This window comes from Kitasatospora sp. NPDC048545 (assembly GCF_040651155.1).
GTDB lineage: Bacteria > Actinomycetota > Actinomycetes > Streptomycetales > Streptomycetaceae > Kitasatospora.
Window position 1 is genome coordinate 248,031 of the sequence record NZ_JBEZIQ010000004.1, and the last position, 25,800, is coordinate 273,830.

The following is a 25,800-nucleotide window of genomic DNA, read 5'->3' on the forward strand; positions in this document are numbered from 1 at the left end:
CGGAGTGCGATGAGCGAGCAGCACAACGCCGTCCTGCTGACCTTCCCCGATGCCGCCGACCGGCGCCCGGCCTTCGAGGAGGCGCAGCACCTGCCGGGCCTGCGGGTGGCGGCCGCGCTGGAGCGCAGCACCGACGGGGTGCTCGACATCAAGGACACCTTCACCCGGGGCGCGGGCGTCGCCACCGTCGGCTCGGGCCTGCTGGGCGGGCTGGTCGGGCTGCTCGCCGGGCCGGTCGGCATGCTGCTGGGCTTCGCGGCGGGCGCGGCCCTCGGCAACGCGGCGGAGGAGCGGTACGCGTCCGAGGCCGGCGCCGCCCTGATCGTGCTCTCGACCCGGGTGCCGGACGGTGGCGCGCTGGTCGTCCTGGAAATGCGGGAGGCCTCGCCCGGCCCGGCCGACGACCTGGCCGCCCGGCACGGGGCGACGGTCGAGCGGATCGACGCACACACGTTCACCGAGCAGGTCCGGGCGGCGGAGAAGAAGGCCGAGGAGCAGCGGGCTGCGGAGCACGAGGCCGAGGAGCGGCAGACCCCGGCACAGGGACCCACCGAGGGACCCACCGACGGGCCCGGCAAGGCCTGACCGCGCTGCCCGGCGCGCGCCGCCCGCCGCCACCCGGGCCTCCCGCGACCGCCGTCACTCCGCCCGCAGGGCGTCCACCGTCCTCGCCCGGGCCGCCCGGACGGCCGGGAGCAGCGCGCCGAGCACCGCGATCAGCACGCCGCCCAGTCCGAGCAGCGCCAGCAGCGGGGTGGAGAGGACGTTCAGCGCCGAGGCCGGGAAGTTCAGCCCGGCGGAGTGGCCCATGGCTGGCACCGTGACCCGGTGCAGCAGCAGGCCGACGGGCAGGCCGAGCGCGCCGCCGACGGCGCCGACCAGAACCACCGAGGCGAGCACCGCGGCCACCGTCTGCACCGGGGTCATGCCGATCGCCTTGGTGACGCCCGTGTCCCGTCGGCGTTCCCTGGTCTCCAGGACGACGGTGTTGAACACCCCGAGTCCGGCGACCGCCACCAGCAGCGCGGTCAGCGTGGCGGTGAGGGAGCGCATCGCGAGGATCACGTCGCTGGAGCGGTGCGACGCGTCGGCCTCGGCGGTCATGTGGGCGGGGGCGAGTGCGGCGCTGACCGCGGTGGCGAAGGCGGCGCGGTCGGTGCCGGGCTTGAGGCCGACGAACCAGACGGCCGGCGCGGGGGCCGTTCCGGGCGGGAAGGTGGCGGCGTCGGTGAACAGTTCGTCGGTCTGCGCGTGGGGGTCGAAGACCTCGCCGACGATCCGGACGGTGACGGGCCGCCCGTGGGTCGTGAAGGTCACCCGGTCGCCGAGCTTCGCCGAGGCCTCGGTCAGGAAGGTGGCGGGTGCGACGGCCTCTCCCGGCCCCCGGTACCAGCGGCCGGACACCATCCGGTAGCCGGCCCGGCTGCTGTCGCCGGTGAAGGCGGTCACCGTGGTGTTGCCGGCGACTCCGGGCACGGTCACGTCCTCGACGCCGGTGCCGTAGAGGGACGCGGTGCCGGGCTGGGCGGCCAGCGCCGCAGTGACGACGGCCGGGTCGGCCGCGACCGGCCCGGGCACCGGGGCCGGCCGGCCCGCGGTCGGGGCGTCGGGCCGTTGGGGGTGCACCTGGACGTCGGCGACGTCGTGGTTCTTCGCTTCCTGCACCCAGGCCATCGTGCCGCCCATGCCGACGGCGAACACCGCCGCCGCCGTGCCGAACAGCACCGCCGCGAGCGTCCCGGCGGCCCGGGCCGGGCGGGCGAAGGGCTGGGCGAGGCCGAGGCTCACCGGCCGGGGCAGCGGCAGCCGGGCGGCCAGCGCGGTGGCGCGTCGCGCAACGGCGTCCCGCCGGGTGCCGCCCGTCGTCCGGCCGACGGCGAGCGCGTCCACCGTGCGCAGCCGTCCGGCACGGGCGGCGGCGGCCCAGGCGGTGAGGGAGACGGCGGCGAGGGTGCCGCCCGCCACCGCGACGTCGACCCAGGGCGCGATGCCGGAGGTGGTGGTGCTGTAGAGCTGCCCGGTGGTGGCGAGCACCGGGACGGTCAGCAGGTTGCCGACGACCACGCCGAGCAGGGTGCCGACGGCGGCCGGGACCAGGGCCTGGGCGACGTACGCCCGCACCACCTGGGCGGGGGTGCAGCCGAGGGCCTTGAGGACGCCGATCCGGCGGGTCGCGGTGCCGACGGCGCCGGCCACCACGTTGCCCGCCACCAGGACGGACATCGCCAGGCCGAGCAGGCCGAAGGCGACCATGAACGGCAGGAACAGCGCGGTGTTGCGGTCGGAGCCCTGCCTGGCGGTGAGCCAGGACTGCGCGCCGATGAGCGAGCCGGCGGGCGCGGCGGCGGCCACGGCGGCGCGGTCGGCGGCCACCTCGTCGGCGGTGCCGGCCCGGGCGAAGCGGTAGAGCAGCGCGTAGCCGGGGGTGTCGCCGGGCGCGGTGAGGGCGGCGACGGCGTCCGGGGTCACCCAGGCGTCGGAGGTGCGGCTGACGGACCGGGCGAGGCCGACGACCTTGAGCACCGGTGCCCCCGGCAGGCCGGGCAGGCGCAGCGTGCCGCCGACGTCCGCCTGCTGGTTCCGGTACCCGGTGTCGATCACCACTTCGTCCGGCTGCTCCGGCCACCTGCCCTGGAGGAGGTCGACGTCGTCGACGTCGGCGGCGGCCGGGACGCGGCCGGTGACGGTCATCGGCGCCATGGTCAGGCCGGGCGGGACGCCCGCGTCCGTTCCCGGGCCGGGTTCGGGGTCGACGGTGACGGTGCGGAACGGCCCGGCGGCGGCCGTCACCCCGGCGGCGTGCACGGCGGCGGCGAGCTGCCCGGCGTCCGTCCTGGTGCCGTCGAAGCGCGCGGTGAGGTGGGCGCCGTGCTGACGGTCGAAGGCCCGGTCGAAGGGGGCCTGGGAGGCGACCAGCAGCGAGCCGCCGAGGACGGAGCAGGTGGTCGCCACCATCGCGGCCAGCCCGACCGCGACCGACTGGGTCCGGCGCCTGCGGACCCCGGCGCGCACGACCCGTCCGAGCGCGGTCACGCCGCGACCTCCGAGTCCGCCTCGACCCGGCCGTCGCGCATCCGGACCGTGCGGGTCGCGCAGTCCTCGGCCAGGCTCAGGTCGTGGGTGACGAGCAGGACGGTCTGGCCCTCCTCGTGCAGGTCCCGGAACAGCTCCTTGACGTCCTCGCCCGAGGCCGAGTCCAGCGCACCGGTCGGCTCGTCGGCGAGCAGCAGCGTCGGCCGGTTCATCAACGCCCTGGCCACCGCGACGCGTTGGCGCTCACCGCCGGAGAGCCGGCCCGGGTGGGCGCGGGCGTGCCGGTCGATCCCGAGCGACTCCAGCAGCTCGCCGGCCCGGCGCCGGGCCTCGGCGCGCGGCACGCCGGCCAGTTCACCGGCGAGCACCACGTTGTCGGCGACGGTGAGGTCGTCCAGCAGGTTGAAGAACTGGAACACCATGCCGATGGTGGCGCGCCGGTAGCGGGCCGAGGCCGCCTCGCCCAGCCGGTCGACGCGGATCCCGGCCACGGTGACCGTCCCGGCGCTCGGCCGGTCCAGTCCGGCCACCAGGTTCAGCAGGGTGGACTTCCCGCTCCCGGACGGCCCGAGCACGGCCACCGACTCCCCCGCCCGCACGCTCAGCGTGACTCCGTCCAGCGCCGCCCGGGCCCCCGCGTAATGGCGGCTCACCCCGTTCAGCTCGATCACCGGGCCGTCGCCCGGCCCCGGTCCTGTCACTCCTCGGACGCCGCTCATCCCCGCTCCTTCGTCCGTTCCGCCTGGTGGTCGGCACGACGGTACGGACGGGCGGCGCCCGGTGGCGTCCGCCGCCCGCGGCAACTCCCGTACCGCGCCCGGCGGACCGGACGCGGCGTCATCCTTGCGACGTAGTCGCCGGGTGTACCGGTCACCGCCGCCCGCAGGGCTGTGCCGGGCGGCCCCCGGCCCGCACAATGTCCCGGTGATCAACCATCCGACGGTGCGGCGGCTGCGCGCGGCGCTCCGCCTGGCCGACGGCCCGGGCGACGCCCCGCCGCCCCGGCCGACCCGGCGCGGCCAGGCCTTCGACGTCGCCCTGGCCCTCTTTCTCGCCATCAGCAGCGGTCGCTACGCGACCATCGCGGACAACCCGCAGGTGACCACGGTGACCGGGCTGTTGCTGCTGGTCCCGCTGGTGCCGCTGCCACTGGTGCTGCGTCGCCGCCACCCGCTGGCGGTGCTCTGGACGGTGCTGCCGGCCGCGTTACTGGTCCGTCACCAGTCGCAGGACATCGCGTACTCGGCGGGCGTGTCGGTCATCGTCGCCGCGTACAGCGTGGCCGCGTACGGGCGCCGTCCGGCGGCCGTGCTGCTCAGCCTCCCGGCCGCGACCGCCGCGCTGGTGCTGCTCTTCGCCGAGGCCAAGCTGCCGCACTTCCCCAACGGGGTGATCGCCGTCCTGGTGCTGGTGCCGGTGTTCGCGGTCGCCTACGAACTGCGGATGTGGCGCCGCCGGGTGGACGAGGGGCGGGAGCGGCTCTCCGCGCTGGAGCGCGAGCAGCTGGCCGCGCTGCGACGCGCGGTGGAGCTGGAACGGGCGCGCATCGCGCGGGAGTTGCACGACGTCGTCACCCACAACGTGAGCATGATGACGATCCAGGCCGGGGCCGCCCGCAAGATCCTGGACACCGCCCCGGACAAGGCCCGCGAGGCGATGGCCGCGGTGGAGTCCGGCGGGCGTGCGGCGATGACCGAACTACGGCACGTGATGGGCCTGTTGACCATCGATTCGGAGACCGGCGGGGACCCTGCCGCCGACGCCGACCTCAGTCCCCAGCCCGGCCTCGGCCGGCTGGACGCACTGGTCGAGGGCGTCCGCCGGGCCGGGCTGCCCGTCGAGCTGGCCGTCCGCGGCGAGCACCGGTCCGTACCGCCCGGGGTCGAACTGGCCGCCTACCGGGTCGTCCAGGAGGCCCTGACCAACACCGTCAAGCACGCGGGCGGCGCCGCCGCCGCGGTGACCGTCGAGTACGCCCCCGGCCGGCTGACGGTGGACGTCACCGACACCGGCGGCCGCCCCACCGGCGCCGCCACCACCGGCAACGGACGCGGCCTGCTCGGCCTGCGCGAACGCCTCGCCGTCTACGGCGGCACCCTGCAGACCGGCCCCCGGCCGCGCGGCGGCTACCGCGTCACGGCCCTGATCCCGTTGGAGAGCCCATGAACGCGCAGCCGATCCGAGTGGCGGTCGCCGACGACCAGGCACTGGTCCGCACCGGCTTCCGTCTGATCCTGGAGTCGGAGGGGATCGAGGTCGTCGCCGAGGCCGAGGACGGCGAGCAGGCCGTCTCCGCCGTCCGCCGGACCAGACCGGACGTCGTCCTGATGGACATCCGGATGCCCGGCCTGGACGGACTGGAGGCGACCCGCCGGATCCTCGCCGCCCCGTCCGAGCAGCCACCGCGGATCATCATGCTGACCACCTTCGACCTCGACCACTACGTGTACGCGGCCATGGCCGCCGGGGCGAGCGGCTTCCTGCTCAAGGACGTCACCCCGGAACACCTGGCGGGCGCGGTCCGGCTGGTCCGCACCGGGGACGCGCTGCTCGCCCCCGCCATCACCCGCCGCCTGGTCGAGCGCTTCGCCCGCCCGGACGCCCCGACCGCCGCCGCGCCGCACCGGGAGCTGGGCACGCTCACCCCGCGCGAACTGGAGGTGATGGGGCTGCTCGCGCGCGGCCTCAGCAACGCCGAACTCGCCGCCCGGCTGCAGCTGTCCGAGGCGACGGTGAAGACGCACGTGGCCCGGATCCTCGGCAAGCTGGGCCTGCGGGACCGGGCCCAGGTGGTGGTCGCGGCGTACGAGACCGGGCTGGTCAGCGTGGGGTCGGTGCCCGAACTGCCGTAGCGGCCGGGGACGGGCGTGGGTCCGGGCCGGGGCCACGACTGGCCGGTCCCGTCGGCCGACCGTCGGCCGGGGCCGGGGGCCGGGGCCACGACGGGCGGGAGCCCGGGGGTCGTCCGCCCCCGGGCTCCCGCCGTCACCGCCGTGCGGGGATCAGGCGAGGTCGAAGCGGTCCGCGTTCATGACCTTGACCCAGGCCGCGACGAAGTCCGTCACGAACTTCTCCTTGGCGTCGTCGCTCGCGTACACCTCGGCGACGGCCCGCAGTTCGGCGTTCGAGCCGAAGACCAGGTCGGCCCGGGTGCCGCTCCAGGTGACCTTGCCCGAGGCGTCCCGCGCCTCGAAGGTGTTCGAGTCCCCCGAGGTGGCGGTCCAACGGGTGTCCAGGTCCAACAGGTTGACGAAGAAGTCGTTCGTCAGCACGCCGGGGGTCGCGGTCAGGACACCGTGCGCGGACCGGCCGTGGTTGGCGCCCAGCACACGCAGGCCGCCGACCAGCACGGTCAGTTCGGGGGCGCTCAGGCCCAGCAGGTTCGCCTTGTCGAGCAACAGGTGCTCGGCCGGCAGCCGGTTGCCCTTGCCCACCCAGTTGCGGAAGCCGTCGGCCTTGGGCTCCAGGGCGGCGAAGGTCTCGGTGTCCGTCAGCTCCTGCGGCGCGTCCACCCGGCCCGCCGCGAACGGCACCTCGACGGCGAGGCCCGCGGCCTTGGCAGCCTGCTCGACGCCGACGCCGCCGGCCAGCACCACCAGGTCGGCCAGCGAGACCTGCGTCCCGCCGCCCGCCTGCGCGTTGAACTCCCGCTGCACGCCCTCCAGGGCGCTCAGCACCGAGGCCAGCCGGTCGGGCTCGTTGACCTCCCAGCCGATCTGCGGCTGCAGCCGGATCCGGCCGCCGTTGGCGCCGCCGCGCTTGTCGCTGGAGCGGAACGAGGAGGCCGCCGCCCAGGCGGTGGAGACCAGCTCGGCCACCGACAGGCCGGTGGCGGTGATCCGCCGCTTGAGGTCGGCCACGTCCGCGACCCCGACCTGCTGGTAGTCGACCGTCGGCAGCGGGTCCTGCCAGAGCAGCTGCTCGGACGGGACCTCCGGGCCGCGGTAGCGCACGACCGGGCCCATGTCGCGGTGGGTCAGCTTGTACCAGGCGCGGGCGAAGGCGTCGGCGAACGCGTCCGGGTCCTCCAGGAAGCGCCGGGAGATCGGCTCGTAGACCGGGTCGAGGCGCAGCGACAGGTCGGTGGTGAGCATGATCGGCACGTGGCGCTTGGCCGGGTCGTGCGCGTCCGGGACGGTGCCCTCGCCGCCGCCGTCCTTCGGCTTCCACTGGTGGGCGCCGGCCGGGCTCTTGGTGAGCTCCCACTCGTAGCCGAACAGCGTCTCGAAGAAGCTGTTGTCCCAGGTGACCGGGGTGGGGGTCCAGGCGCCCTCCAGGCCGCTGGTGATGGCGTCGCCGCCCACACCGGTGCGGAAGCGGCTCTTCCAGCCGAGGCCCTGCTGCTCCATCGGCGCGTCCTCGGGGTCCGGGCCGACGTTGTCCGCCGGGCCGGCGCCGTGGGTCTTGCCGAAGGTGTGGCCGCCGGCGATCAGCGCGACGGTCTCCTCGTCGTTCATCGCCATCCGGTAGAAGGTCTCGCGGATGTCGCGGGCGGCGGCGATCGGGTCCGGGTTGCCGTTGGGGCCCTCGGGGTTGACGTAGATCAGGCCCATCTGGACGGCGGCCAGCGGGTTCTCCAGCTCGCGGTCGCCGGTGTAGCGCTCGTCGCCCAGCCAGGTGGTCTCCGGGCCCCAGTAGACGTCCTCGTCCGGCTCCCACTCGTCGACCCGGCCGCCGCCGAAGCCGAAGGTCCGGAAGCCCATGCCCTCCAGGGCGACGTTGCCGGCCAGGACGATCAGGTCGGCCCAGGACAGGCTGCGGCCGTACTTCTTCTTCACCGGCCACAGCAGGCGGCGGGCCTTGTCCAGGCTCGCGTTGTCGGGCCAGCTGTTCAGCGGGGCGAAGCGCTGCTGACCGCCGCCGGCGCCGCCGCGGCCGTCGCTGATCCGGTAGGTGCCGGCACTGTGCCAGGCCATGCGGATCATGAACGGGCCGTAGTTGCCGTAGTCGGCCGGCCACCAGTCCTGCGAGGTGGTGAGCACCTCCTGGATGTCCCGCTTGACGGCCGGGAGGTCGAGCGCGTCGAAGGCCGCCGGGTAGTCGAATTCCGCTCCGAGCGGGTTGGCCACGGCGGGGTTCTTGGCAAGGATCTTGAGATTGAGCCGTTCCGGCCACCACTGGCGGTTCCCACCGCCCTGGGTGGGGTGCGGCGCGCGCCCGTGGTTCACCGGGCAGCCTTCCGCGTTCGCCCCTACGCCGGTTGCATCGTGGATGTCAGACATGGGAATCCTTCCCTCACAAGGCGGATCACGGTGTCTTCTCTGGCTGCCTTCGGCACCTGTCGGTGCTGTCCGGAGCTGCGTGCCACGTGTTGCTGCTGCGTACCACAGCAACGGGAGACACGTGCTGCTGCTGACCAGGCTAGCGCCGGAGCCGATCCTACGATGGACGGAATCCAAGTCAAGAATGACACCAAGCCCATATCCGATCGGGATCCGGAGGCCGCAGGATGTGTATTGGTAAACTCCGGTCTTCCCCTTGACCTGAATAGGTGAACCGATATGAGTGACCTGCTGGAGCGACTGCGCGGGCGCGGCTGGCGCCTGACCTCCCAGCGGCGTGTCGTGGCCGAGGTCCTGGACGGCGAGCATGTGCACCTGACCGCGGACGAGGTGCACGCCCGGGCGGCCGAGCGCCTCCCGGAGATCTCCCGGGCGACGGTCTACAACACCCTCGGCGAGCTGGTCACGCTCGGCGAGGTCATCGAGGTCTCCACCGACGGGCGCGCCAAGCGCTACGACCCCAACGCCCACCGCCCGCACCAGCACCTGGTCTGCACCGGCTGCGGTGCCATCCGCGACGTCCACCCCCTGGGCAACCCGCTGGCTGACCTCCCGGCCGAGCAGCGCTTCGGATTCACCGTCTCCCAGGCCGAGGTCACCTACCGGGGGCTCTGCCCGGCCTGCGCGGGCTGACCGCCCCGTACGGCCACGGGGACCCCCGACCCGCTTCCGCGACCCGACCAGGCTGCGCACGCCGTCGGGGCGTCCGGGAGTTCGGTGCTCCGGATGCTCCTCCCGTACGGCGCTGGGGCCGTGACCGGCAACCTCGCCGCCGGATGGGCCGCCGACCGCCGGGGACCCGACACCGTACCGACCGCCGGATACGCCGCACTGGCCGCCGCCCTCGGCGGACTGGCCCGGCTCGCCGCGGCCGAAGGGCTCCGCGGTGCCGCCGGCCGGACCGCCGATGCTGCTCCGGACCGCCGGCAGCCGGTGCCGGACACGGCCACTGGCCCGAGGTGCCGCCTGCCGGGAGCCCGGAGACAGTGGAGGGTGGGGCCTTTCCCAGCCTGGAGGACACGTGCGTGCCGACAGACCGGACGGGATGCCGCCGCTGCACCTGCCGCGGCGCACAAGGCTGCTGCTGTTCTGCGCGTTCCTGCTGCTGGTCGCCGCCGTCGTGGCCGACCTGGTGACCGGGCCCGGGACGACGCTGTCGCCCGTGCTGGCGGTGGCGCCGGTGCTGGCCGGGGCGACCACCCGCAGCGCCCGGGTACCGCTGGCGGCCGGCGGTCTGGCCGTGCTGGCCGTCGGACTGCTGGAGACCACCAACACCGAGCTGCCGACCGAGGTGCACCTCACCGCGCTGATCACCGTGCTCGCCGCGACCCTGGCCAGCGCGGCCAACGTGGTGCTGGTGGCGGCCCGCGAGCGGGAGCTGTTCCAGGTCCGCACGGTGGCCGAGGCCGCGCAGCGGGCCCTGCTACGGCCGCCGCCGGAGCGGATCGGGCCACTGCGGGTCGCGGTGCGCTACGTCGCGGCGGCGGCCGAGGCCCGGATCGGCGGGGACCTGTACGCCGTGGTCGAGACCCGCTTCGGGGTACGGATCCTGCTCGGCGACGTCCAAGGGCACGGACTCCCCGCCGTGGAGACCGCCGCGGACGTCCTCGGAGTGTTCCGCGAAGCCGCCCGCACCGAACCCGACCTCGGGCGGCTGGCCGAGCGGCTGGACGGCGCGTTGGCCGCCCGCCCGAACGCGGACCGCTTCACCACCGCGCTGCTGCTGTCGGTCCCGCCCGGACGGGAGCCGGCCGCGCTGGTGAACTGCGGCCACCCGCCCCCGCTGCTGCGCCGGGCCGGCCGGGTCAATGCGCTGGAACCGCCGTTCCCCGCTCCCCCGCTGGGCCTGCTCGGGCTGACCGGCGACGAGTACCCCACACGACACTTCGACCCCGAACCCGGCGACTCGCTGCTCCTGCACACCGACGGCGTGACCGAGGCCCGGGGCGCCGGGGGCGTCTTCTACCCGTTGGAGGAGCGCCTGCCGGGGCTGCCCGCGGGGAGCCCCGCCGACCTGCTGGACGCCCTGCTGGCAGACGTGGGGGAATGGGTCGGCGCCGTCGGCCTGACCGACGACGCGGCGCTGCTCGCGATCCGCTGGGAGTCGTGATCGGAGCCGGGAGCGGCGGCGTCGTCAGTGCCGTGCGCAAGGCCCGGTGCGCGGTCGGCCGGTGACGGCGGCCGCCGGACCCCGGGGCCACCTCGCGTTCGCGGGCCGGCATCGACCGGCCCGACGGACGGACGGCCTGCAGAAGGCCCGCCCTACCGCCACCGGACGCTCAATCTCTTCAGCCCGTTCTGGAAGTTGGAGACGAGCCGCGTCGGCGGCACGCCCGACGTGAGCTCCAGGTCGGGCAGCTCGGCGATGATCCGTCGGAGCAGCGCCGACATCTGGATCCTCGCCAGTCGCGCTCCGACGCAGAAGTGGGGGCCGAACCCGAAGCTGACGTGGTCGTTCGGCGTGCGAGCGATGTCCAGGCGGTCCGGCTCCGGGAAAACCGCTTCGTCTCGGTTGGCGGATACGTGGTAGACGACCACCTTGTCCCCGCCGCGGATCAGCTGCCCGGCCAACACCACGTCTCGGGTAGCGGTGCGTCGGAAGTCCAGCACCGGGGGCCAGAATCGCAGCAGCTCATCCACCGCCGCGGGCATCAGGCCCGGCTGTCGACTCAGACGGGCGTACTCGTCGGCATGGGTGAGCAGGGAGTACAGCCCGCCGGGCAGACCGTTGCGCAGCGTCTCGTTGCCGGCGACGGCCGGAAAAACACGCAAACATGTCCCCCCAACCCCAGACGGGGCCGGTTCGAGGAGGGCCGTTTGCCGTGCAGGAAGTCGATCTCTATCTCCGAAAGTCCCACGTCGTCCGCAACACCGATCCGCGCGACCTGCTGTCCGTCGAAGCGCAGGAGGCCGCGGGCCGCGCCTGGGCAACCCGCGAGGGCTTCAGGGTGCGGAAGGTCTGGGTGGACAACCTGTCCGCCTGGTCGGACGTCGTCCGCCCTGAGTTCGACAAGGCCCTCGCTGCCGTCATGAACGGCGAGGTGCCCTGCCTCTGGAACTTCGCCATGGACCGCTTCACCCGCAAGGGGATCGACGAGATCGGGCCGGTCCTGGGCAAGGCCCGGGTCATCTTCGACTATGAGGGCCTGGACAGTTCGATCGAGCGCGATCGCCGGTGGATCATCGACCGCGCCGAGCAGGCCCGCGAGTTCTCCCAGCGGCTGAGCTACAACATCAAGAGCACGAAGGCGCGGCAGCGCGAGACGGGCCGATGGTCCGGCCGAGCGCCATACGGTCTCGTGGCCGGCAAGGACCGCAAGCTGCGGCACGGCGACAAGTGGCCGGTCGTCGAGCGCATCGTGACCGACCTGGCCGGCGGCACCACCCGCGGCGAAAGCGAGTGCGTCCCGGCCCGGTCCCTCGCCCGTGCGCTCACCAGCGAGGGCATCGAGTCCCCCGGGGGTGGTCCGTGGCGGCCCGGCGCTGTCATAGCCATCGCGCGCAACCCCGTGTACCTCGGCTGGATGCCGATGCCCGGGGACGGCCCTCGCTACCAGCCCCGGGAGTACCGGAACTCCGAGGGAGAACGCGTCCGCGTACTGGCCGACGAGTGCGAACCGCTCCCCGAGGAACTGGTGATGCGGGCCCGCGCCGCGCTCGCCGGACACAGCACCGGCGGCCCGCGTATCGGCCGGGCACACCACACGTGCACCGGCCTGTCCGGATGCCTGGGCTGCCTCGGCCCGATGCAGGTCGGTGGCAAGTACTACCGCTGTTCCCGCAACGCATCCGGACTGTTCTGCCCCTCCCCCGCCCTCGTCTCGATCACCGCTCTGGAGGGCTACGTCTTCGAGAGCTGGGGCGAAATGCTCGGCAACGCACACCCGGACGACCCCCTGGTGCTGGCAGTCGCCCAGCGCTGGGGCGCCCTCACCAACCCGCAGGACGCCGCCGCTTCCGCGGCCGCACGCGAGCAGATCGCCATGGCCGAGGCCGCCGTACGCCAACTCGCGGACGACCGCGCCGCCGGCCTATACGCCGGCGAGATGGGCAAGCACTTCCCCCGCCTCGTCCGCGAGGCCGAGGCCAGGCTCGACACTGCCCGCGATCACCTCAAGGGCCTGTCCCCCACCCACGTCGACGTCACCTTCCTCATCGGCGAGCCCGAGAACGCAAGCCGCTTCATCCTCGACGCCGATCCCGAGACCCGGCGTGAACTGCTGCCCCTCGCCATCGACAAGATCTGGGTGTCGAAGGGCCGGCAGGGTCACCGCTTCGACGGCGAGAAGCGTGTTCGCTTCGAATGGGCGGTGCCCATACCGGTAGCAGCCTGAGGCGCTGCCGCCGACTGGCGGCCGGGCTTCCCCTCCCACCCGGACTACACGAAGGCCGTGAGTCGCAGTGAGCTTCCTCACTGCGGCTCACGCCTTGAGCTTCTGTCCGATCACTACCGAGACCGGCACCCCGGATGCCGGGCCTGTCCAGCGATTACGGGACAGAGCCGAAGACCCCGTGCAGACCCGCCAGTTACGGAGCCCCGGCGCCCGAGCACCGTCTTCTGCTTCACCTGATCCAGCCCGCGCCTCTGTGAGTAATCTGGCGGCCGGGGAAGTTTGGGGAGCTGGCCGAATGGGGGTGCCCGCGGTGCTGGGTGTAGTGATGGTGCACGGCTTCATGTCGGGCCCGGAGGTGTGGGACCGGTTCACCGGCCTGATCGCTGAGGACACGGATCTGGCCGAAGCACAGGTGTTGCGCTTCGGGTACCGAACCAAGCTCTGGAAGCCGTGGAACCCCACGCGGGTGATCCCTTCACTGGACACGGTGGCGGACAGCCTGAAGGAGTTTCTGCGCACGGAGGCCGAGCGGTTCGAACGGTTGGTGCTGGTGGGCCACAGCATGGGTGGGTTGGTGATCCAGCGCCATCTGGTGCGGATGCTCGCAGATGCCCAGGGCCGCCAGCTGGACCGCATCAAGCGGGTCGTACTGCTGGCCACCCCGAGCGCCGGCTCCCTGCTGGGTCTGGAGGCCCGCCGGGCGCTGCTGCACGGAAACCCTCAGGAGAGGCAACTGCGTCCACTGAACGAGCAAATCAGCGACACGCTTAACAGGGTGCTGAAGGGCGTCATCAACGCGACGGAGTTGTCCGACTACACCTGCCCGATCCCCTTCTCCGTCTTCGCCGGTGAGGAGGACGGCATCGTCCCCCGGGCATCCGCGCAGGCAGTCTTCTCCGACGCCGCGGTTCTGCCCGGAACCCACTTCACCATCGTCCAACCCGACTCGGCCGCGCACCGCAGCTACACCACCGTCAAGCGGTTGCTGTTGGAGGCGAGCACCGACAGCGACCCCCCAGATGGCACCGTAACCATCCTCGGGCCTGCCGCGTTGGAGGTCCACACTGCCACCTATCCCGACAAAGCAACCAGCACCTCGGCATGGCTGACGCCCTACCTTCCGCGCGACCACGACCGCGAACTGTGCGACGCACTTCGCCCAGCGCTCACCGGCGGACCGTCCCGCCTGGTCGTCCTCATCGGCGAATCCTCCACTGGCAAGACCCGAGCCCTGTACGAGGCCCTGAGCACCCTTGCCCCCCATCACCCCCTGCTCCGCCCGCCCGGCGCTGCCAACCTGCTCGACATGCTCGAGGCCGGCCGCGTTCGGCCAGGCACGGTCCTGTGGCTCAACGAGGCTCAACGCTTCTTGTACGACGCCGACGGCAAGGCCGCAGCCGAACAGCTTCACGCCCTGCTGCAGCAAAGCTCCGGAATCGTTGCCGTCGCGACCCTCTGGCGTGAGCCGTACTGGAACGAACTCACCTCCGACCAGCCGGGGGCGCCGTACGCAGCCGCGAAAGCCCTACTCACCCATCCGGCCCTCGCCACTCAGATCAGTGTCCCTCATCGCCTGTTCGAGGACGACCTTCGGGCTTGGAAGGCCCTCGGCACCAGACGATCCGATCCGCGGCTTCGGGAAGCTCTGAACGCCGGAGCCTCCGACGGGCGGGTCGTCCAGCACCTCAGCGGCGGACCGGAACTCGTGGACGCCTACACGGCAGGCCCTGGCGCCTACTACACCCACCAGGAGCATGCGCTCCTTACTGCGGCACTGGACGCACGCCGGCTCGGCCACCGGGCCCCGCTGACCGCCGACTTCCTTGCCCACGCCGCCGACGGCGTCCTCGACGCCCGCCACCGGGCCGCCGACCCCCAATGGGCCCGCGCCCTCCTCGAAGGTCTCGCCGCCGGAGTCCGGGCCGACCGCACTCGTACGGACATCCGCAACACCATCGCCCCGCTCATCGCCGTCCGCAGCCGAGCCGGAGAGCCCGCTCGCTACGAACCAGCCGACTACCTGGATCAACACACCCTCCATCATCGTGCTGACCAATCCGGTGCCCCGTCCCTCTGGGAAGCCGTGACCTTCCACCCGCTTGAACGGGATGACGTGGTCCGACTCGCGCAGGCAGCGTGGGATCGGGGATTCCGTCAAACTGCCGTTCAACTATGGGATCGAGCGGTGCGGGCAGGACACCCCACACTGGCCCTGGCAAATCTCGGAAGAGAGCTGGATCCCGATCACACAGGTGGCGCCATAAGCGTTCTCTACGCCGATCCGACCAAACCGCGCGCAGTGGCCGATCTGCTGGACGCACTTCACCAGGCCGGCGCCAACGAGGCTGTACAGGCGCTATTGGCATCCGACCCCGCCACCCAGGCAGACCTCGGCGATCTGCCCGCCGTGGCACAACTAGTGGATGCGCTGCACCGAGCTGGGGCTGACGAAGCCATGAAGGCCTTGGGAGTACGGGCCGCCAGCCACACCGCCCTGACCGATCCGTCCGCGGTGGCACTGCTGGTCGACGCGCTGCAGCTGGCCGGGCTTCGTGAAGCCGCCAGGACCTTGGGAGTACGGGCCGCCAGCCACACCGACGTGTCCAATCCGCGCTCGGTGGCACTGCTGGTGGACGCACTGTACCTGGCCAGGCTCGATGAAGCCGTCAGGGCCCTGGCAGTAAGGGCCGCCAGCCACACCGACGTGTCCAAACCGCGCACGGTGGCACAGCTGGTGAAGGCATTCCACCTGGCCAGGCTCGATGAAGCCGTCAGGACCCTGGGGCCGCGAGCCGCCCGCTTTGCCAACCTGACTGATCCCTCTGGAGTACGTGTTCTACTGCTCTCCCTTGATCGGACCGGGCTCGACGAAGCCGTCAGGACCCTGGGGGTGAGAGCTGCCCGTCATGCCAACCTGACCGATCCTTACGCGGTGGCACGATTGCTGGAAACCCTGCGCGAGGCCGGGGCTGAGGAGGCCGTGCAGACATTGCTGGCCCTCGACCCCGCCGGCCACGCCAACCCGATCGATCTGCCCGGGGTTTCCTATCTACTGGACGAGCTGCTCGAGGTCAGGGCTGACGAAGCCGCCAGAACCCTCGGAACACGAGCCGCCCACCATACCGACCTGACTGATCCGCGCGCAGTGGCCGATCTGCTGGACGCGCTACACCAATCCGAGGCTGACGAATCCGCCAGAACCCTCGGGACACGAGCTGTCGACCACGCCGACGTGACTAAGCCGTCCACAGTGGCCCAATTGCTGAGTGCCCTGTGCCGGAACGGAGCTGACGAGGCCGTAGAGGCGTTGCTGGCCCTGGACCCCGCCAGCCACGCCGACGTGACCAAACCGCGCGCAGTGGCCGATCTGCTGGACGCACTACACAAAGCCGGGGCTGACGAAGCTATCAGGACCGTGGGAGCACGAGCCGCCCACCATACCGACCTGACTGATCCAGGCGCGGTGGTGTATCTGCTGGACGCACTGCAGCGGAACGGGGCTACCGAAGCCGCCAGAGCCCTGGGGGCACGAGCTGTCGACCACGCCGACGTAACTAAGCCGTCCACAGTGGCCCAATTGCTGAGTGCCCTGTGCCGGAACGGAGTTGACGAGGCCGTACAGGCGTTGCTGGCCCTGGACCCCGCCAGCCACGCCGACGTGACCGATCCGGGCGTGGTGGATGATCTGCTGGACGCACTACACAAAGCCGGGGCTGACGAAGCTGTCAGGACTGTGGGAGCACGAGCCGCCCACCTTACCGATTTGACCGAAACAGGCATGGTGGCGCGTCTGCTGGACGCACTGCAGCGGAACGGGGCTACCGAAGCCGCCAGGACCCTGGGGACACGAGCTGCCACGGACGCCACGGTACTCAACGGGGGACCGGCGCTCACGCTGCTGCGCACACTGCGCGAAGCGGAGCACTGCGATCTGGAGATTCTGGCTGCGCGGTTGGTGAACGCCGGACACCATCCCAACAGTTACGCACCGTACGGTCGAACACCTGAAGGTCAGATGACTTCGCGGTGGGTTTTGCGCGACGTCATCCGCGGCATTCCCAGCGGCTGACGGCCCGCAGGCGTGTGCACGAACCAGCTCAAAGTCGCCATGGTGGCGGCGTCATACAATAGGTGGAAGGCCCGCTGCTGGGCCGGGGCTCCATCCCGACTGGAAGTCCGCCTGCCCTAGAACGTTGTCAGCGGGTCGTACCACTGTGCTCGGGGCCGCGGGCTGGCACTCGCGAGGACCTGCTCGTTGAGATAGCGGAACTGCGCGCGCGGTCGGGATGCTGGGCGCGTTCCAACGTCTTTGCGTTGGCCTGCAGGCTGAACCTCTCCTCCCCGCAGCAGGTCGGCGACCTGGTCGCCCGAGACGCGGCGTCCTTGGCGCATCAGCTCGGCGGCCAGCTGGCGGGTCGACTTCGTCCTCCAGCGCAACGGCGACATCGGATCACCCCGCACGTCCGGCTTGACCAGGGCCAGCAGTGCCGGCCGCAGGCCCGGGTCCAGCTCGGCAAGGCGCTTACGGCTCAAGGAACCGGATTCCCCCACCGGCGCACCAATCGCGCCAGGCGGGAAGCCAGCACCGAACGCCCGATCGACCGGCAACCCGTCTTCAACTGGCTGAGCCACCGGGTGCACCTGGGCGAAAGACCACTTGCCCCAGGGCCTGCGGGGCTTGATCAGCTCGGTCTTGAACAGTCCGATCGTGGACTCCCTGAATAGTGCTCGCAGTGTCGACTGGGTCACGTACCGTACGGGTGGGCTCAGTTGAGTGGGCCAGTGAGAGAAGGCGGGAGGACACGTGGTCGAGGGGCGGGACTCTGAACTGGTGGACGGCCGAGGTGCGTCGGTCAGCCAGCTGTTCAGCGTGCGGTATGGGCTCGAGTACTACCAGCGGGAGTACACCTGGTCACGCCGCAACATGCAGGAGCTCTTGGATGACCTAGCAAGACGCTTTCTCGAACAATGGAAGTCAGGACATGAGCGTTCCGAGGTTCGCTACTACGAGCCCTATTTCCTGGGGCCCATCGTTACCTACCAGGGGGACATCACCTACCTCGTGGACGGGCAGCAGCGCTTCACCTCATTGCTGCTCCTGCTCACCCACCTGCGCAAACTTATGCTGGAAGACGAAGACCTCCAGGAAGACGCCCGAGATCTTGACCAGTTGATCCGGTCGCGCCAGTACGGCAAGCGCTCATTCACGCTGGATGTCGCGGAACGTGACGCGTGCATGGAGGCCCTCTTCACCGGCACGGAGTTCAACCTGCCTAACAGCGCGTCACCGTCGGTCAGGAACCTGTGGGAACGCGGCTGCGACCTCGCCGAGGACTTCCCCGACATCCTGCGCGGCGAGCCGCTTCCCTACTTCACCGACTGGTTGCTGTCCCGTGTCTGCCTGGTGGATATCCGGGCACACAACCGGGACCACGGGTGGGAGATCTTCGAAACGATGAACGATCGAGGAGCCCGCCTGACCCCACTCGATCTACTCAAGAGCTTCCTGCTCTCCAGGGCACGGCAGAACCATGCGGACATGAACGCCAGTTGGCGGAGGATGCTCACCTGCCTGGCGAAGGACGGGGCTTCGCCGAGCGACTTTGTCAAGACACTGCTGCAGGCGCGCTACGTCGAACCCGCCACTCCGGATGTAGAGAAGATCGACGGGGCGTTCCACGAGTGGGTACGCGAGCACGGCGAACTTCTGGGCTTGCGCCGGCCGGACCAGTACCGCGACTTCATCACGAACATCCTGGTCCCATGTGCCAAAAGGTACGCCCTGATTCAGCGGGCCACCACGGAGCTGGTGCCGGGGCTGGAGTCGGTACGGTACAACGCCGACAATGGTCTCACTGCACAGTTCCTGCTGCTGACAGCGGTGATGAACCCGGGCGACGACGATGACACCTTCACGAAGAAAGCTCGGTTGGTCGCGGACTACCTCGACCTTGTCCTGGCCCGCCGCATGGCGAACAGTGCGGCTATTCAGAACGTCGAGCTCATGCCTGAGATCTCGCGGCTAGTGCCGCTGGTCCGCGAGGCTTCAGGGCTCGACGAGCTGTCAGCAGTGCTCGGTCGCGAAGTGGCGGAACTGGGCTACGACTTCTCGGGGCTGAACACCTTCGGGCTCCGCGGTGACAACCGCAAGCAGGTGCGCTACTTGCTGGCCCGGATGACGGCCTTCGCTGAGGAAGGCACTCAGAACCCTGACCGCACCGCCGAGTACCTCGGCCTGGCTGGCTCCCGCCCCCACGAGATCGAGCACATCTGGGAGAACCACTACGAACGGCACAAGGAGGTAGGCAGCGAGGAACGGTTCCGGCAACAGCGCGACAGACTGGGCGCACTGCTACTCCTCCCGAAGTCGGACAACGCCAGCTACCGGGACGACGTCTACGAACGCAAGTTGGAGCACTACCAGCGACAGAACGTGCTGGCAGCCTCTCTGCATCCGGCGGTATACACGAGACACCCGCGCCTGCAACGCTTCCTCGACCTTCACGGTTTGGTCAAGCAGGTCCGCCCGTACCCGGAAACCTTTCCGCCCTCCGCGATCGGGGAGCGGCAGCAGCTGTACCGGCGCTTGTGTGAACTGATCTGGGAACCGACAGGCTTGGGGCTGACCATGCCCCAGGGTGTGGCCGAGGTCAGGCCTGCCACCAGGCGCGCGCACTACGGCATCTCACCGGCCCAGCTCATCGCCAGCGGTCTCCTGAAGGCGGGCATCACGCTCAGGGCGACGAACAAGGGCAACACCTACGAGGCTGTCCTCCTCGGCGACGGCCGAGTCCAGTTGGAGAACGGTGCTCCGTACGACAGCCTCTCCACCGCCGGTCAGATCGTACTCAATCGAGGCTCCTGCAACGGCTGGAAGCTGTGGCACGTAGAGACCGAATACGGTTGGGAAAGCCTGTTCAACGTGCGTCGGCAGGCGCTGGAGCGGGGGCTGCTGGAATAGCGCGTCCTTCGGCAATAGGAAGCGATGGTCGAGTGCCTGGCATCGTCAGCGTGCGGCTCCAGGCAACGCAGGTCAAACGCCTAGAAGTTCGCCGGAGTGACCAGCTCGGCGGCACACTCCCCGAGTACGAGGCCCGGCAACCGCGATGGTTGCCGGGCCTCGTGTACCTGTCAGTCAACGAGGTAGTGGGCTTCGATGTAGGCAACGGTGGAGTCATACGGTTCCCCCACCGGCTTCAGCATGTACCGGCGGAAGACCGCGGCCGTGGCGCGCCGGGCGCCTCGGTTGCGAGCGTCGGCGTTGTCCCATGACCGGGCGAGGGTGCGAGTGACCACCTGGTCGATCTCCTCGGCCAGGTTCCTCTCCGTGACTGTGAGGCCGGTCGGAGCGTGGTCGTGGATGATCCGCGATAGGACACCCACGTGGTCGTCGTCCAGCACGACGACGGCATTGTCAGGGTGCTTCTCGGCGTTGACGATGGCGCGGGCGATCCGGAGTGCTTCGGACAGGAACTCCAGAGCATCTTGGGAGTTCTGGATGATCCGGTCCCGCAGCTGCTTGATCCGCTCTGCGAGGGCGGTGTATTTCGCAGAGCCCGGTTCGACGCCCTTGTCGAGGGCGGCCTTGATGCGGTCCAGGATCTCCGCGGCGGACGGCGGCGTCTTGTCCTCTCCGTCCCCCTTGCCGGACCTAGGACGGACGAGGGCCAGCAGCTCCTTGAGTATGGCGATGCCTTGAGCATCCAGGACGAGGGCCTCCTCCTGAGAGGCAACCACAGTGAAGGAGTGGACGTGGGCATTGATGATCTCTAGGACCATGGGCCCCAGCTCGGCCAGCCGTTCCTTCCTCTCCTCGTCAGAGGACTTTTTGAACAGGGTCGTGTACACGGACCCGAACAGCCCGAAGCCCTCCCGGTACTTGGTGACCCGCTTGTCGGTGCTGATGAGCGGATACAGGTGCGCCAGGAGCCGGTAGTCCTTGGCGAACACCTCGGCGGCGCCAGGGTTGGCGGCCAGGAAGACGTTAATGGCTCGCACGGACTCGTATCCGTGGACAGCGAGGTCCAGACCATCCACGTCCACGAGAAGGTCTTCGATGCAGGCGAAGGTGATGCGGAACTCGCCGACCAGCACGTCCAGGTCGGTGACAAACCCGCCACCCCTCCCGGCCCCTTCCGAGGCGGGGTCGGCGACGGCCCGCTGGACCTCTTCGCCCAGGCTGATGTAGTCCACGACCACGCCCGAGGTCTTCACGAACCCGGTCGGGGAAACCCAGGTGCGGTTCGGGCGGGTGATCGTCTGGAACAAGTTGTGGGCCTTCAGCGGCTTGTCCAGGTAGAGGACGCCCTCGTTGGGGGCGTCGAACCCCGTCATCAGCTTCGCGGTGACCACCAGGAAGCACAGCGGGTCGTCCGGGGTGAGGAATCGCCGCTTTTGCTCCTCCTCTTCGGCTTCCGAGAGCTGGAATGCCCGCATGGCGGGGTCTTCGTTCTTGGCGTCCGAGACAGAGATGTTCACCTCGGCGGTGATCCGGTCATGCTTCCCAATCTCGGCGAGCACCTGTGACGCCTCGAAGCTGGCCATCAGCTCGTTGATCTTCTCCGTGTATGCCACGGCCAGCTCACGGTTGTAGGCGACAACCTGGGCCTTGAGGCCGTTGCGGTAGGCGCCAGCCAGGTAGTGGTCCACGATGTGCTGACAGACCGTGTGGATGCGGTCGGGGTTGGCGAACACGGAGGTGAGGCGCCCGAACTTTCGGGACAGGGCTTCGCGGTCGGGGTCGTCGAGGTCGAAGTCATCGGCGAACTGGTCGAACTCGGCCTGCAATTCCTGATCGTTGATCTCGAAGGACAGCGGGTGGGGGTACAGCATGACCGGGACGGTTGCCTCGTCCCGTAGAGACCGGGACACCGAGTACCGGTGCAGGACCCTGCCCGGGTCGGTCTCCTCGCCGAAGAGAGCGAAGGTGTCGGTGGCGAGGTTCCTGACGGGGGTGCCGGTCATGCCGAAGAACTTCGCGTGCGGCAACGCTGCGCGCATCTGCCCGGCCAGGGACTTCTCCTTGGCGGACTGTGTACGGTGTGCCTCGTCGACCAGCACGATGATGTTGCTCCGGGTCGACAGGTTCTTGCCGGCATCGGCGAACTTGTGGACGGTCGTGGAGATGACGCCGCGCACGTCGTCGGCCAGCAGGGAACGCAACTCCTGGCTAGTTGCGGGCTTGTGGAAGTAGGCGTTCCCCATCGCGGAGGTGAACACCCCGGAGGTCTGTCGGACGAGCTGAGTCCGGTCCGAGAGCAGGATGATCGTGGGTGACTCAGTGCGGGTGTCGGCCAGCAGCAGCGAGGCGGCGAACACCATCAGCAACGTCTTCCCGCTGCCTTGATGGTGCCAGATCAGTCCCTTCTGGCCGCCAGCTAGGACTCGCTCGTGGATCAGGTGGGCGGCTTCCATCTGCGGATAGCGGGGCAGGTACTTCTTGTCGACGCTGCCCCCGGAGGTATCGAACAGGGCGAAGTTCGCCAGCACGTCCAGGACGGTGACCGGGTTGAGTAGCAGCTCGACGGAGCGCTTCACGTCGTCCTGCCCGGACAGGTTCTCGTCGTCGGCAGTGGACCGGAACGGCTGCCACAGGTTCGTCGGCGTGCCGGCGGCACCGAACCGAATCTTCCGTCCGTCAGAAGCGACAGCGAAGACATTGGGGGTAAAGAACCACGGGTACTCGGCTGCGTACACGTTGTTGATCTCGTGGGCGGCGTCGATCCACCCGGACTCCGCGGTCGGGGACTTCACCTCGGCCACTACCAGTGGTAGACCGTTGACCCAGTACACAAGGTCGAACCGGCGGGAGGTCTTGCCGGGAATAGTTATGGTCACCTCGTCGGACACGACCAGCGTGTTGGCAGTCGGGTGTTCGAAGTCGATGATTTTCAGGGCGTGCCACACGCCGTCTGTGTCCCGGAACTCTTTACGCCCCCGCATCAGGTGCAGAACCTGCTCGTTGGCCCGTACCAGCCCGCCCTCGACGGCATTGACCGTCGCGGTGATCTCATCGACCACGCCGTCCACGTCAAACCCATTGATCACCCCAGGGTTCAACCTGACGATGGCATCCCGCAGCTCGGAGGCGACCACCGTCTGCGTCAGTTCACGCGGCAACGCCCGCCCCGCAGTGAACTCCCAGCCCATTGGGAGAGACCACTGGATCATTAAGTTCTGGAACTCGCGCTCCCGAATACCCTTCGCCACGGCTCAGACCTCCAGCTCTGCAGTCTCGATCTCGATGGTGCGATCCAGCAAGCCCGTGAGTAGGCCAGAACGTGTATTCCGAAGGCGCGCGGCCTCAGCACGTGCCGCATCAGCGTTCGAGCGAACGGACAGCACGGCGGAGGAAACCTCCCGTTGCCGGGCCAGGCCAGGAAGCGGGATCGGTGTCTCACGAATGCGATCCTGGCTGACGTTGACCATTGATGCGCTGGTGCCTGTAGCCGAACTCGCAAGGTGGGTCCGGGCCGACTTCAGCGCCATCACCACCACAAGGAAATCAGGGTCCAGGTTTGACGACGGGACGAGGCGAAGAGTCTTATCAGCGAGATAGAGGCCGTTCCGAACATCGGCGGGGACTCTCGCGACGGCCCCAACACGCAAAGGCGTGTTCGCTCGCGTGATGAGTACGTCGCCGGGCTGAACAAGCGCGGACTCAGGCATAGAGGTGCCAGGCAGAAGCGTCTTGGACTCCTCTGAGAGGAACCGGAAGGACGTGACCGCACTGACCTTCAACACGCCAGACTCGTCAGCGCCTGGGGGCCGCTTGTCTGCCTGGGGACTCCTCCCCCCTCGAATGTCATCGAGCATCGTTCCGAGCACCACGATTGGTTCGTTGGAAAGCATGTCTCCGGCGATGGCCATCGACACGCGCTCCAATGCCTCGGCCTCGGTGTCGAGTGCGGCAATCTGTTCGTCGACCGCGGCAATCACCTCAACAATCCGAACTTGGACAGGAAGCGGCGGCACGGGAACCATCCACGCCTCGAAGTCAGCTTCCTTCCATCGAGCACGTCCCTCAGAGCCCGCACGCAGGGAACCGATCCGCCGCAACACTTCCGTTCGCTGGAAATTGAGGCGCAGGAAACGCGCTTCTACTTCCTCGTCGTTCACTTCGTAGAGGGGGAACTCATTCGTCGCCAGGGCGCCGTCAAGCTCAGCAGAGACGACATCGAATGCGCCGTTCTGAGTGTCGATCCGGTTGAATGTGAAGTCTCCCTCTCGGGCCCGGTAGAGAGACTTGGCCTTAACTGTCTCAGTCGTTACGACACCCCTGTCGTAGGCGCCTTTGCCATACCACCGCACACCCATCGTGCGGTATTCGATTCCCCGTTCCAGGCGGACGATCTCACGCCGCTGACGCGCGATCTTCCCCGCAGGAACGTGCCGCCATTCACTCATCGAAGCCCTCGATTCCAGCACCAGCGAGAACAGCGAGCATGCGCTGTTCGGCCTTCTGCCGCTCAGCTCGAGCGAGGTTGTAGGCGTCGATGAGGGTGCCAAGGTCCTCCTGCTCAGCAGCAGCCTGCTTGATGTACCTGCCGATGTTGAGGTCGTACCCGCTCGCCACGATCTCCGTGGCGGTGACGAATCGCGCCGCTAGCCCGCCTGCGCCGTCGAGGTCTACTGGGTTACCCTCTGCGTCAAACTTCGAGTTGTAGGCGGTCACGACGTCGGCAATGTCGGCGTCGGCCAGGATGTTGCGGTTCTTGGCCTTGGTAAACCGCTTCGAGGCCTCAATGAATAGCACGCCGCCCTGCCGTTCCGAGGCCTTGGTGCCGGGCGCGCGGAACACCAGGATCGCCGTGGGGATGCTGGTGTTGTAGAAGAGGTTGGCAGGCAGGCCAATGACCGCTTCGAGCAGGTCCTCGTCCAGAACGCGCTGACGGATGGCCGCTTCCTGGCCGCCGCGGAAGAGAACGCCGTGCGGCAAGACCACGCCGGCTCGACCATTCCTCGGGTTCATGCTGGCAATCATGTGCTGCACGAACGCCCAGTCCGCCGACGACTGCGGGGCGACCCCGCCGAGGGCACGCGGGTCGCTGGTCCAGGGCTTCCACTTCAGACTGTAGGGCGGGTTGGCGAGGATCACGTCGAACTGCTCGACGGATCCGTCCGACTTCTTGAAGCGCGGCTCCTTCAGGGTGTCGCCAACCTCGACCTGGAACTGGGTGAGGTTGTGCATGAAGAGGTTCATGCGTGCCACGCCCGCAGTGTCCGGTACGGCCTCCTGCCCGTGCAGCCTGAGCGTGTAGCCACGCCCGCCGTGATCCTTCAGGAGGTTCGCAGAGGCAATGAGCATGCCGCCCGACCCACACGTCGGGTCGTACACTGACTCGAAGCCCTTGGGGTCCAGGACCTCGACGATCAGCTCGACGACCTCACGTGGGGTGAAGAACTGGCCGGCGCGGGTGCCGGACCCGTCCGAGAACCGCTTCAGCAAGTACTCGTACGCCCCACCGAGCACGTCGTAGGACATGTTGCCCTCGTGCATCTTCGGGGTGCGGTCCATTGCCTGCATGACCGCCGCCAACACCTCGCCTGACAGCACCTCTTCGGAGGCCCAGGTCATGGACCCGAAGATGCGGGAGAACTTGTCAGGGTTAGCCGTCTCAATTGCCTGCAGGGAGGCCCGGACCCGCTGGCCGAGGCCGGGCTGGGTGATGGTGCCGAGGATCGACGTCCAGGAGGCTCGCCGTTCTTGGACGGTGCCGGGGTGGATGAACGGAATATCGAACGACTGGTAGTCGCGGTACTCGATCTCGCGGGCCTCCTCGACGGAGAGACCGTCCAGGCCCTCGTTTTCAGCCAAGAACTCCTGGTGACGGTGCTCCCACGTGTCCGACAGGTACTTCCAGAACATCAGCGGAAAGACGACCGAGGAGTACTGCGCTTCGGGCATCGCCACGCGCAACTCGTCGGCGGCGTCCCACAACCGGCTCTCGATCTCCTGCTGGGTGACTGCCATCAGTCAGGGGTGTCCTTGCTCGTCAAAGGGCGGCGACCCGAAGGCCGTGGTGTTTCCGCCTGTCACCCAACTTCGAGCATGCTCGGCGTGTGCGCGCCGAGCATGTGCTGCTGGGTGGACCCAGGCGGGGTGTCGTAGTCCCTGTGCGGGCGACTCGCCAACGATATCCCTCCCCCAG

At 69.5% G+C, this 25,800-nt stretch carries 16 protein-coding genes; 8 read left to right on the forward strand and 8 right to left on the reverse strand.

Going from position 1 to position 25,800, the window contains the following annotated elements:
- Positions 1–9 precede the first annotated feature (9 nt).
- Positions 10–585 (forward strand): hypothetical protein, encoded by a 576-nt coding sequence (locus AB0D10_RS06660; protein ID WP_360252347.1) that lies wholly within the window; start codon positions 10–12, stop codon positions 583–585.
- A 54-nt stretch (positions 586–639) separates the two neighbouring features.
- Here the strand turns inward: AB0D10_RS06660 and AB0D10_RS06665 are convergent, their stop codons facing one another.
- Both AB0D10_RS06665 and AB0D10_RS06670 read right to left on the reverse strand, forming a co-directional pair.
- Positions 640–3,033 (reverse strand): FtsX-like permease family protein, encoded by a 2,394-nt coding sequence (locus tag AB0D10_RS06665; RefSeq protein WP_360252350.1) that lies wholly within the window; start codon positions 3,031–3,033, stop codon positions 640–642.
- On the reverse strand, positions 3,030–3,752 hold the full coding sequence (locus AB0D10_RS06670; protein ID WP_360252353.1) for an ABC transporter ATP-binding protein: 723 nt from the start codon (positions 3,750–3,752) through the stop codon (positions 3,030–3,032). Before AB0D10_RS06670 ends, AB0D10_RS06665 begins: the two co-directional genes overlap by 4 nt.
- Before the next feature lie 205 nt (positions 3,753–3,957).
- Here AB0D10_RS06670 and AB0D10_RS06675 point away from each other — a divergent pair, with 205 nt between their 5' ends.
- Both AB0D10_RS06675 and AB0D10_RS06680 read left to right on the forward strand, forming a co-directional pair.
- Positions 3,958–5,199, forward strand: coding sequence for a histidine kinase (locus AB0D10_RS06675; RefSeq protein WP_360252356.1), 1,242 nt, complete (start codon positions 3,958–3,960; stop codon positions 5,197–5,199).
- Positions 5,196–5,885, forward strand: coding sequence for a response regulator transcription factor (locus AB0D10_RS06680; RefSeq protein ID WP_360252359.1), 690 nt, complete (start codon positions 5,196–5,198; stop codon positions 5,883–5,885). The genes AB0D10_RS06675 and AB0D10_RS06680 overlap by 4 nt, the downstream gene beginning before the upstream one ends.
- A 150-nt stretch (positions 5,886–6,035) precedes the next feature.
- Here the strand turns inward: AB0D10_RS06680 and katG are convergent, their stop codons facing one another.
- Positions 6,036–8,255, reverse strand: a complete 2,220-nt coding sequence (katG, locus tag AB0D10_RS06685; protein WP_360252362.1) for a catalase/peroxidase HPI — start codon at positions 8,253–8,255, stop codon at positions 6,036–6,038.
- Between the two features lie 279 nt (positions 8,256–8,534).
- On the opposite strand from katG, the gene AB0D10_RS06690 reads away from it, so the two are divergent.
- Both AB0D10_RS06690 and AB0D10_RS06695 read left to right on the forward strand, forming a co-directional pair.
- Positions 8,535–8,948 carry a Fur family transcriptional regulator gene (locus AB0D10_RS06690; RefSeq protein WP_360252365.1) on the forward strand — a complete coding sequence of 138 codons (414 nt, stop codon included), beginning with the start codon at positions 8,535–8,537 and terminating at the stop codon, positions 8,946–8,948.
- A gap of 388 nt (positions 8,949–9,336) precedes the next feature.
- Positions 9,337–10,425 (forward strand): PP2C family protein-serine/threonine phosphatase, encoded by a 1,089-nt coding sequence (locus AB0D10_RS06695; protein ID WP_360252368.1) that lies wholly within the window; start codon positions 9,337–9,339, stop codon positions 10,423–10,425.
- A gap of 152 nt (positions 10,426–10,577) precedes the next feature.
- Here the strand turns inward: AB0D10_RS06695 and AB0D10_RS06700 are convergent, their stop codons facing one another.
- Entirely contained in the window at positions 10,578–11,087 is a 510-nt protein-coding gene (locus tag AB0D10_RS06700) for a cytochrome P450 (protein WP_360252371.1), read from the reverse strand.
- A gap of 50 nt (positions 11,088–11,137) precedes the next feature.
- Between AB0D10_RS06700 and AB0D10_RS06705 the strand changes: the two genes are divergently transcribed.
- Positions 11,138–12,649, forward strand: coding sequence for a recombinase family protein (locus AB0D10_RS06705; RefSeq protein WP_360252374.1), 1,512 nt, complete (start codon positions 11,138–11,140; stop codon positions 12,647–12,649).
- A gap of 295 nt (positions 12,650–12,944) precedes the next feature.
- Entirely contained in the window at positions 12,945–16,718 is a 3,774-nt protein-coding gene (locus tag AB0D10_RS06710) for an alpha/beta fold hydrolase (RefSeq protein WP_360252377.1), read from the forward strand.
- A gap of 116 nt (positions 16,719–16,834) precedes the next feature.
- On the opposite strand, the gene AB0D10_RS06715 is transcribed toward AB0D10_RS06710, so the two are convergent.
- Entirely contained in the window at positions 16,835–17,398 is a 564-nt protein-coding gene (locus AB0D10_RS06715) for a hypothetical protein (RefSeq protein WP_360252380.1), read from the reverse strand.
- Positions 17,399–17,453: 55 nt separating this feature from the next.
- Between AB0D10_RS06715 and AB0D10_RS06720 the strand changes: the two genes are divergently transcribed.
- Positions 17,454–19,610, forward strand: a complete 2,157-nt coding sequence (locus AB0D10_RS06720; protein WP_360252383.1) for a DUF262 domain-containing protein — start codon at positions 17,454–17,456, stop codon at positions 19,608–19,610.
- Between the two features lie 170 nt (positions 19,611–19,780).
- On the opposite strand, the gene AB0D10_RS06725 is transcribed toward AB0D10_RS06720, so the two are convergent.
- Genes AB0D10_RS06725 through AB0D10_RS06735 form a run of 3 tightly spaced genes read right to left on the reverse strand, consistent with a single transcriptional unit; the run spans position 19,781 to position 25,622 of the window.
- Positions 19,781–22,858, reverse strand: a complete 3,078-nt coding sequence (locus tag AB0D10_RS06725; RefSeq protein WP_360252386.1) for an HsdR family type I site-specific deoxyribonuclease — start codon at positions 22,856–22,858, stop codon at positions 19,781–19,783.
- A 3-nt stretch (positions 22,859–22,861) separates the two neighbouring features.
- Entirely contained in the window at positions 22,862–24,055 is a 1,194-nt protein-coding gene (locus AB0D10_RS06730) for a hypothetical protein (RefSeq protein ID WP_360252389.1), read from the reverse strand.
- The gene (locus AB0D10_RS06735) at positions 24,048–25,622 is read right to left on the reverse strand and encodes a class I SAM-dependent DNA methyltransferase (RefSeq protein WP_360252392.1); all 1,575 of its coding nucleotides are present in this window, start codon (positions 25,620–25,622) and stop codon (positions 24,048–24,050) included. Before AB0D10_RS06735 ends, AB0D10_RS06730 begins: the two co-directional genes overlap by 8 nt.
- Between the last annotated feature and the right edge of the window lie 178 nt (positions 25,623–25,800).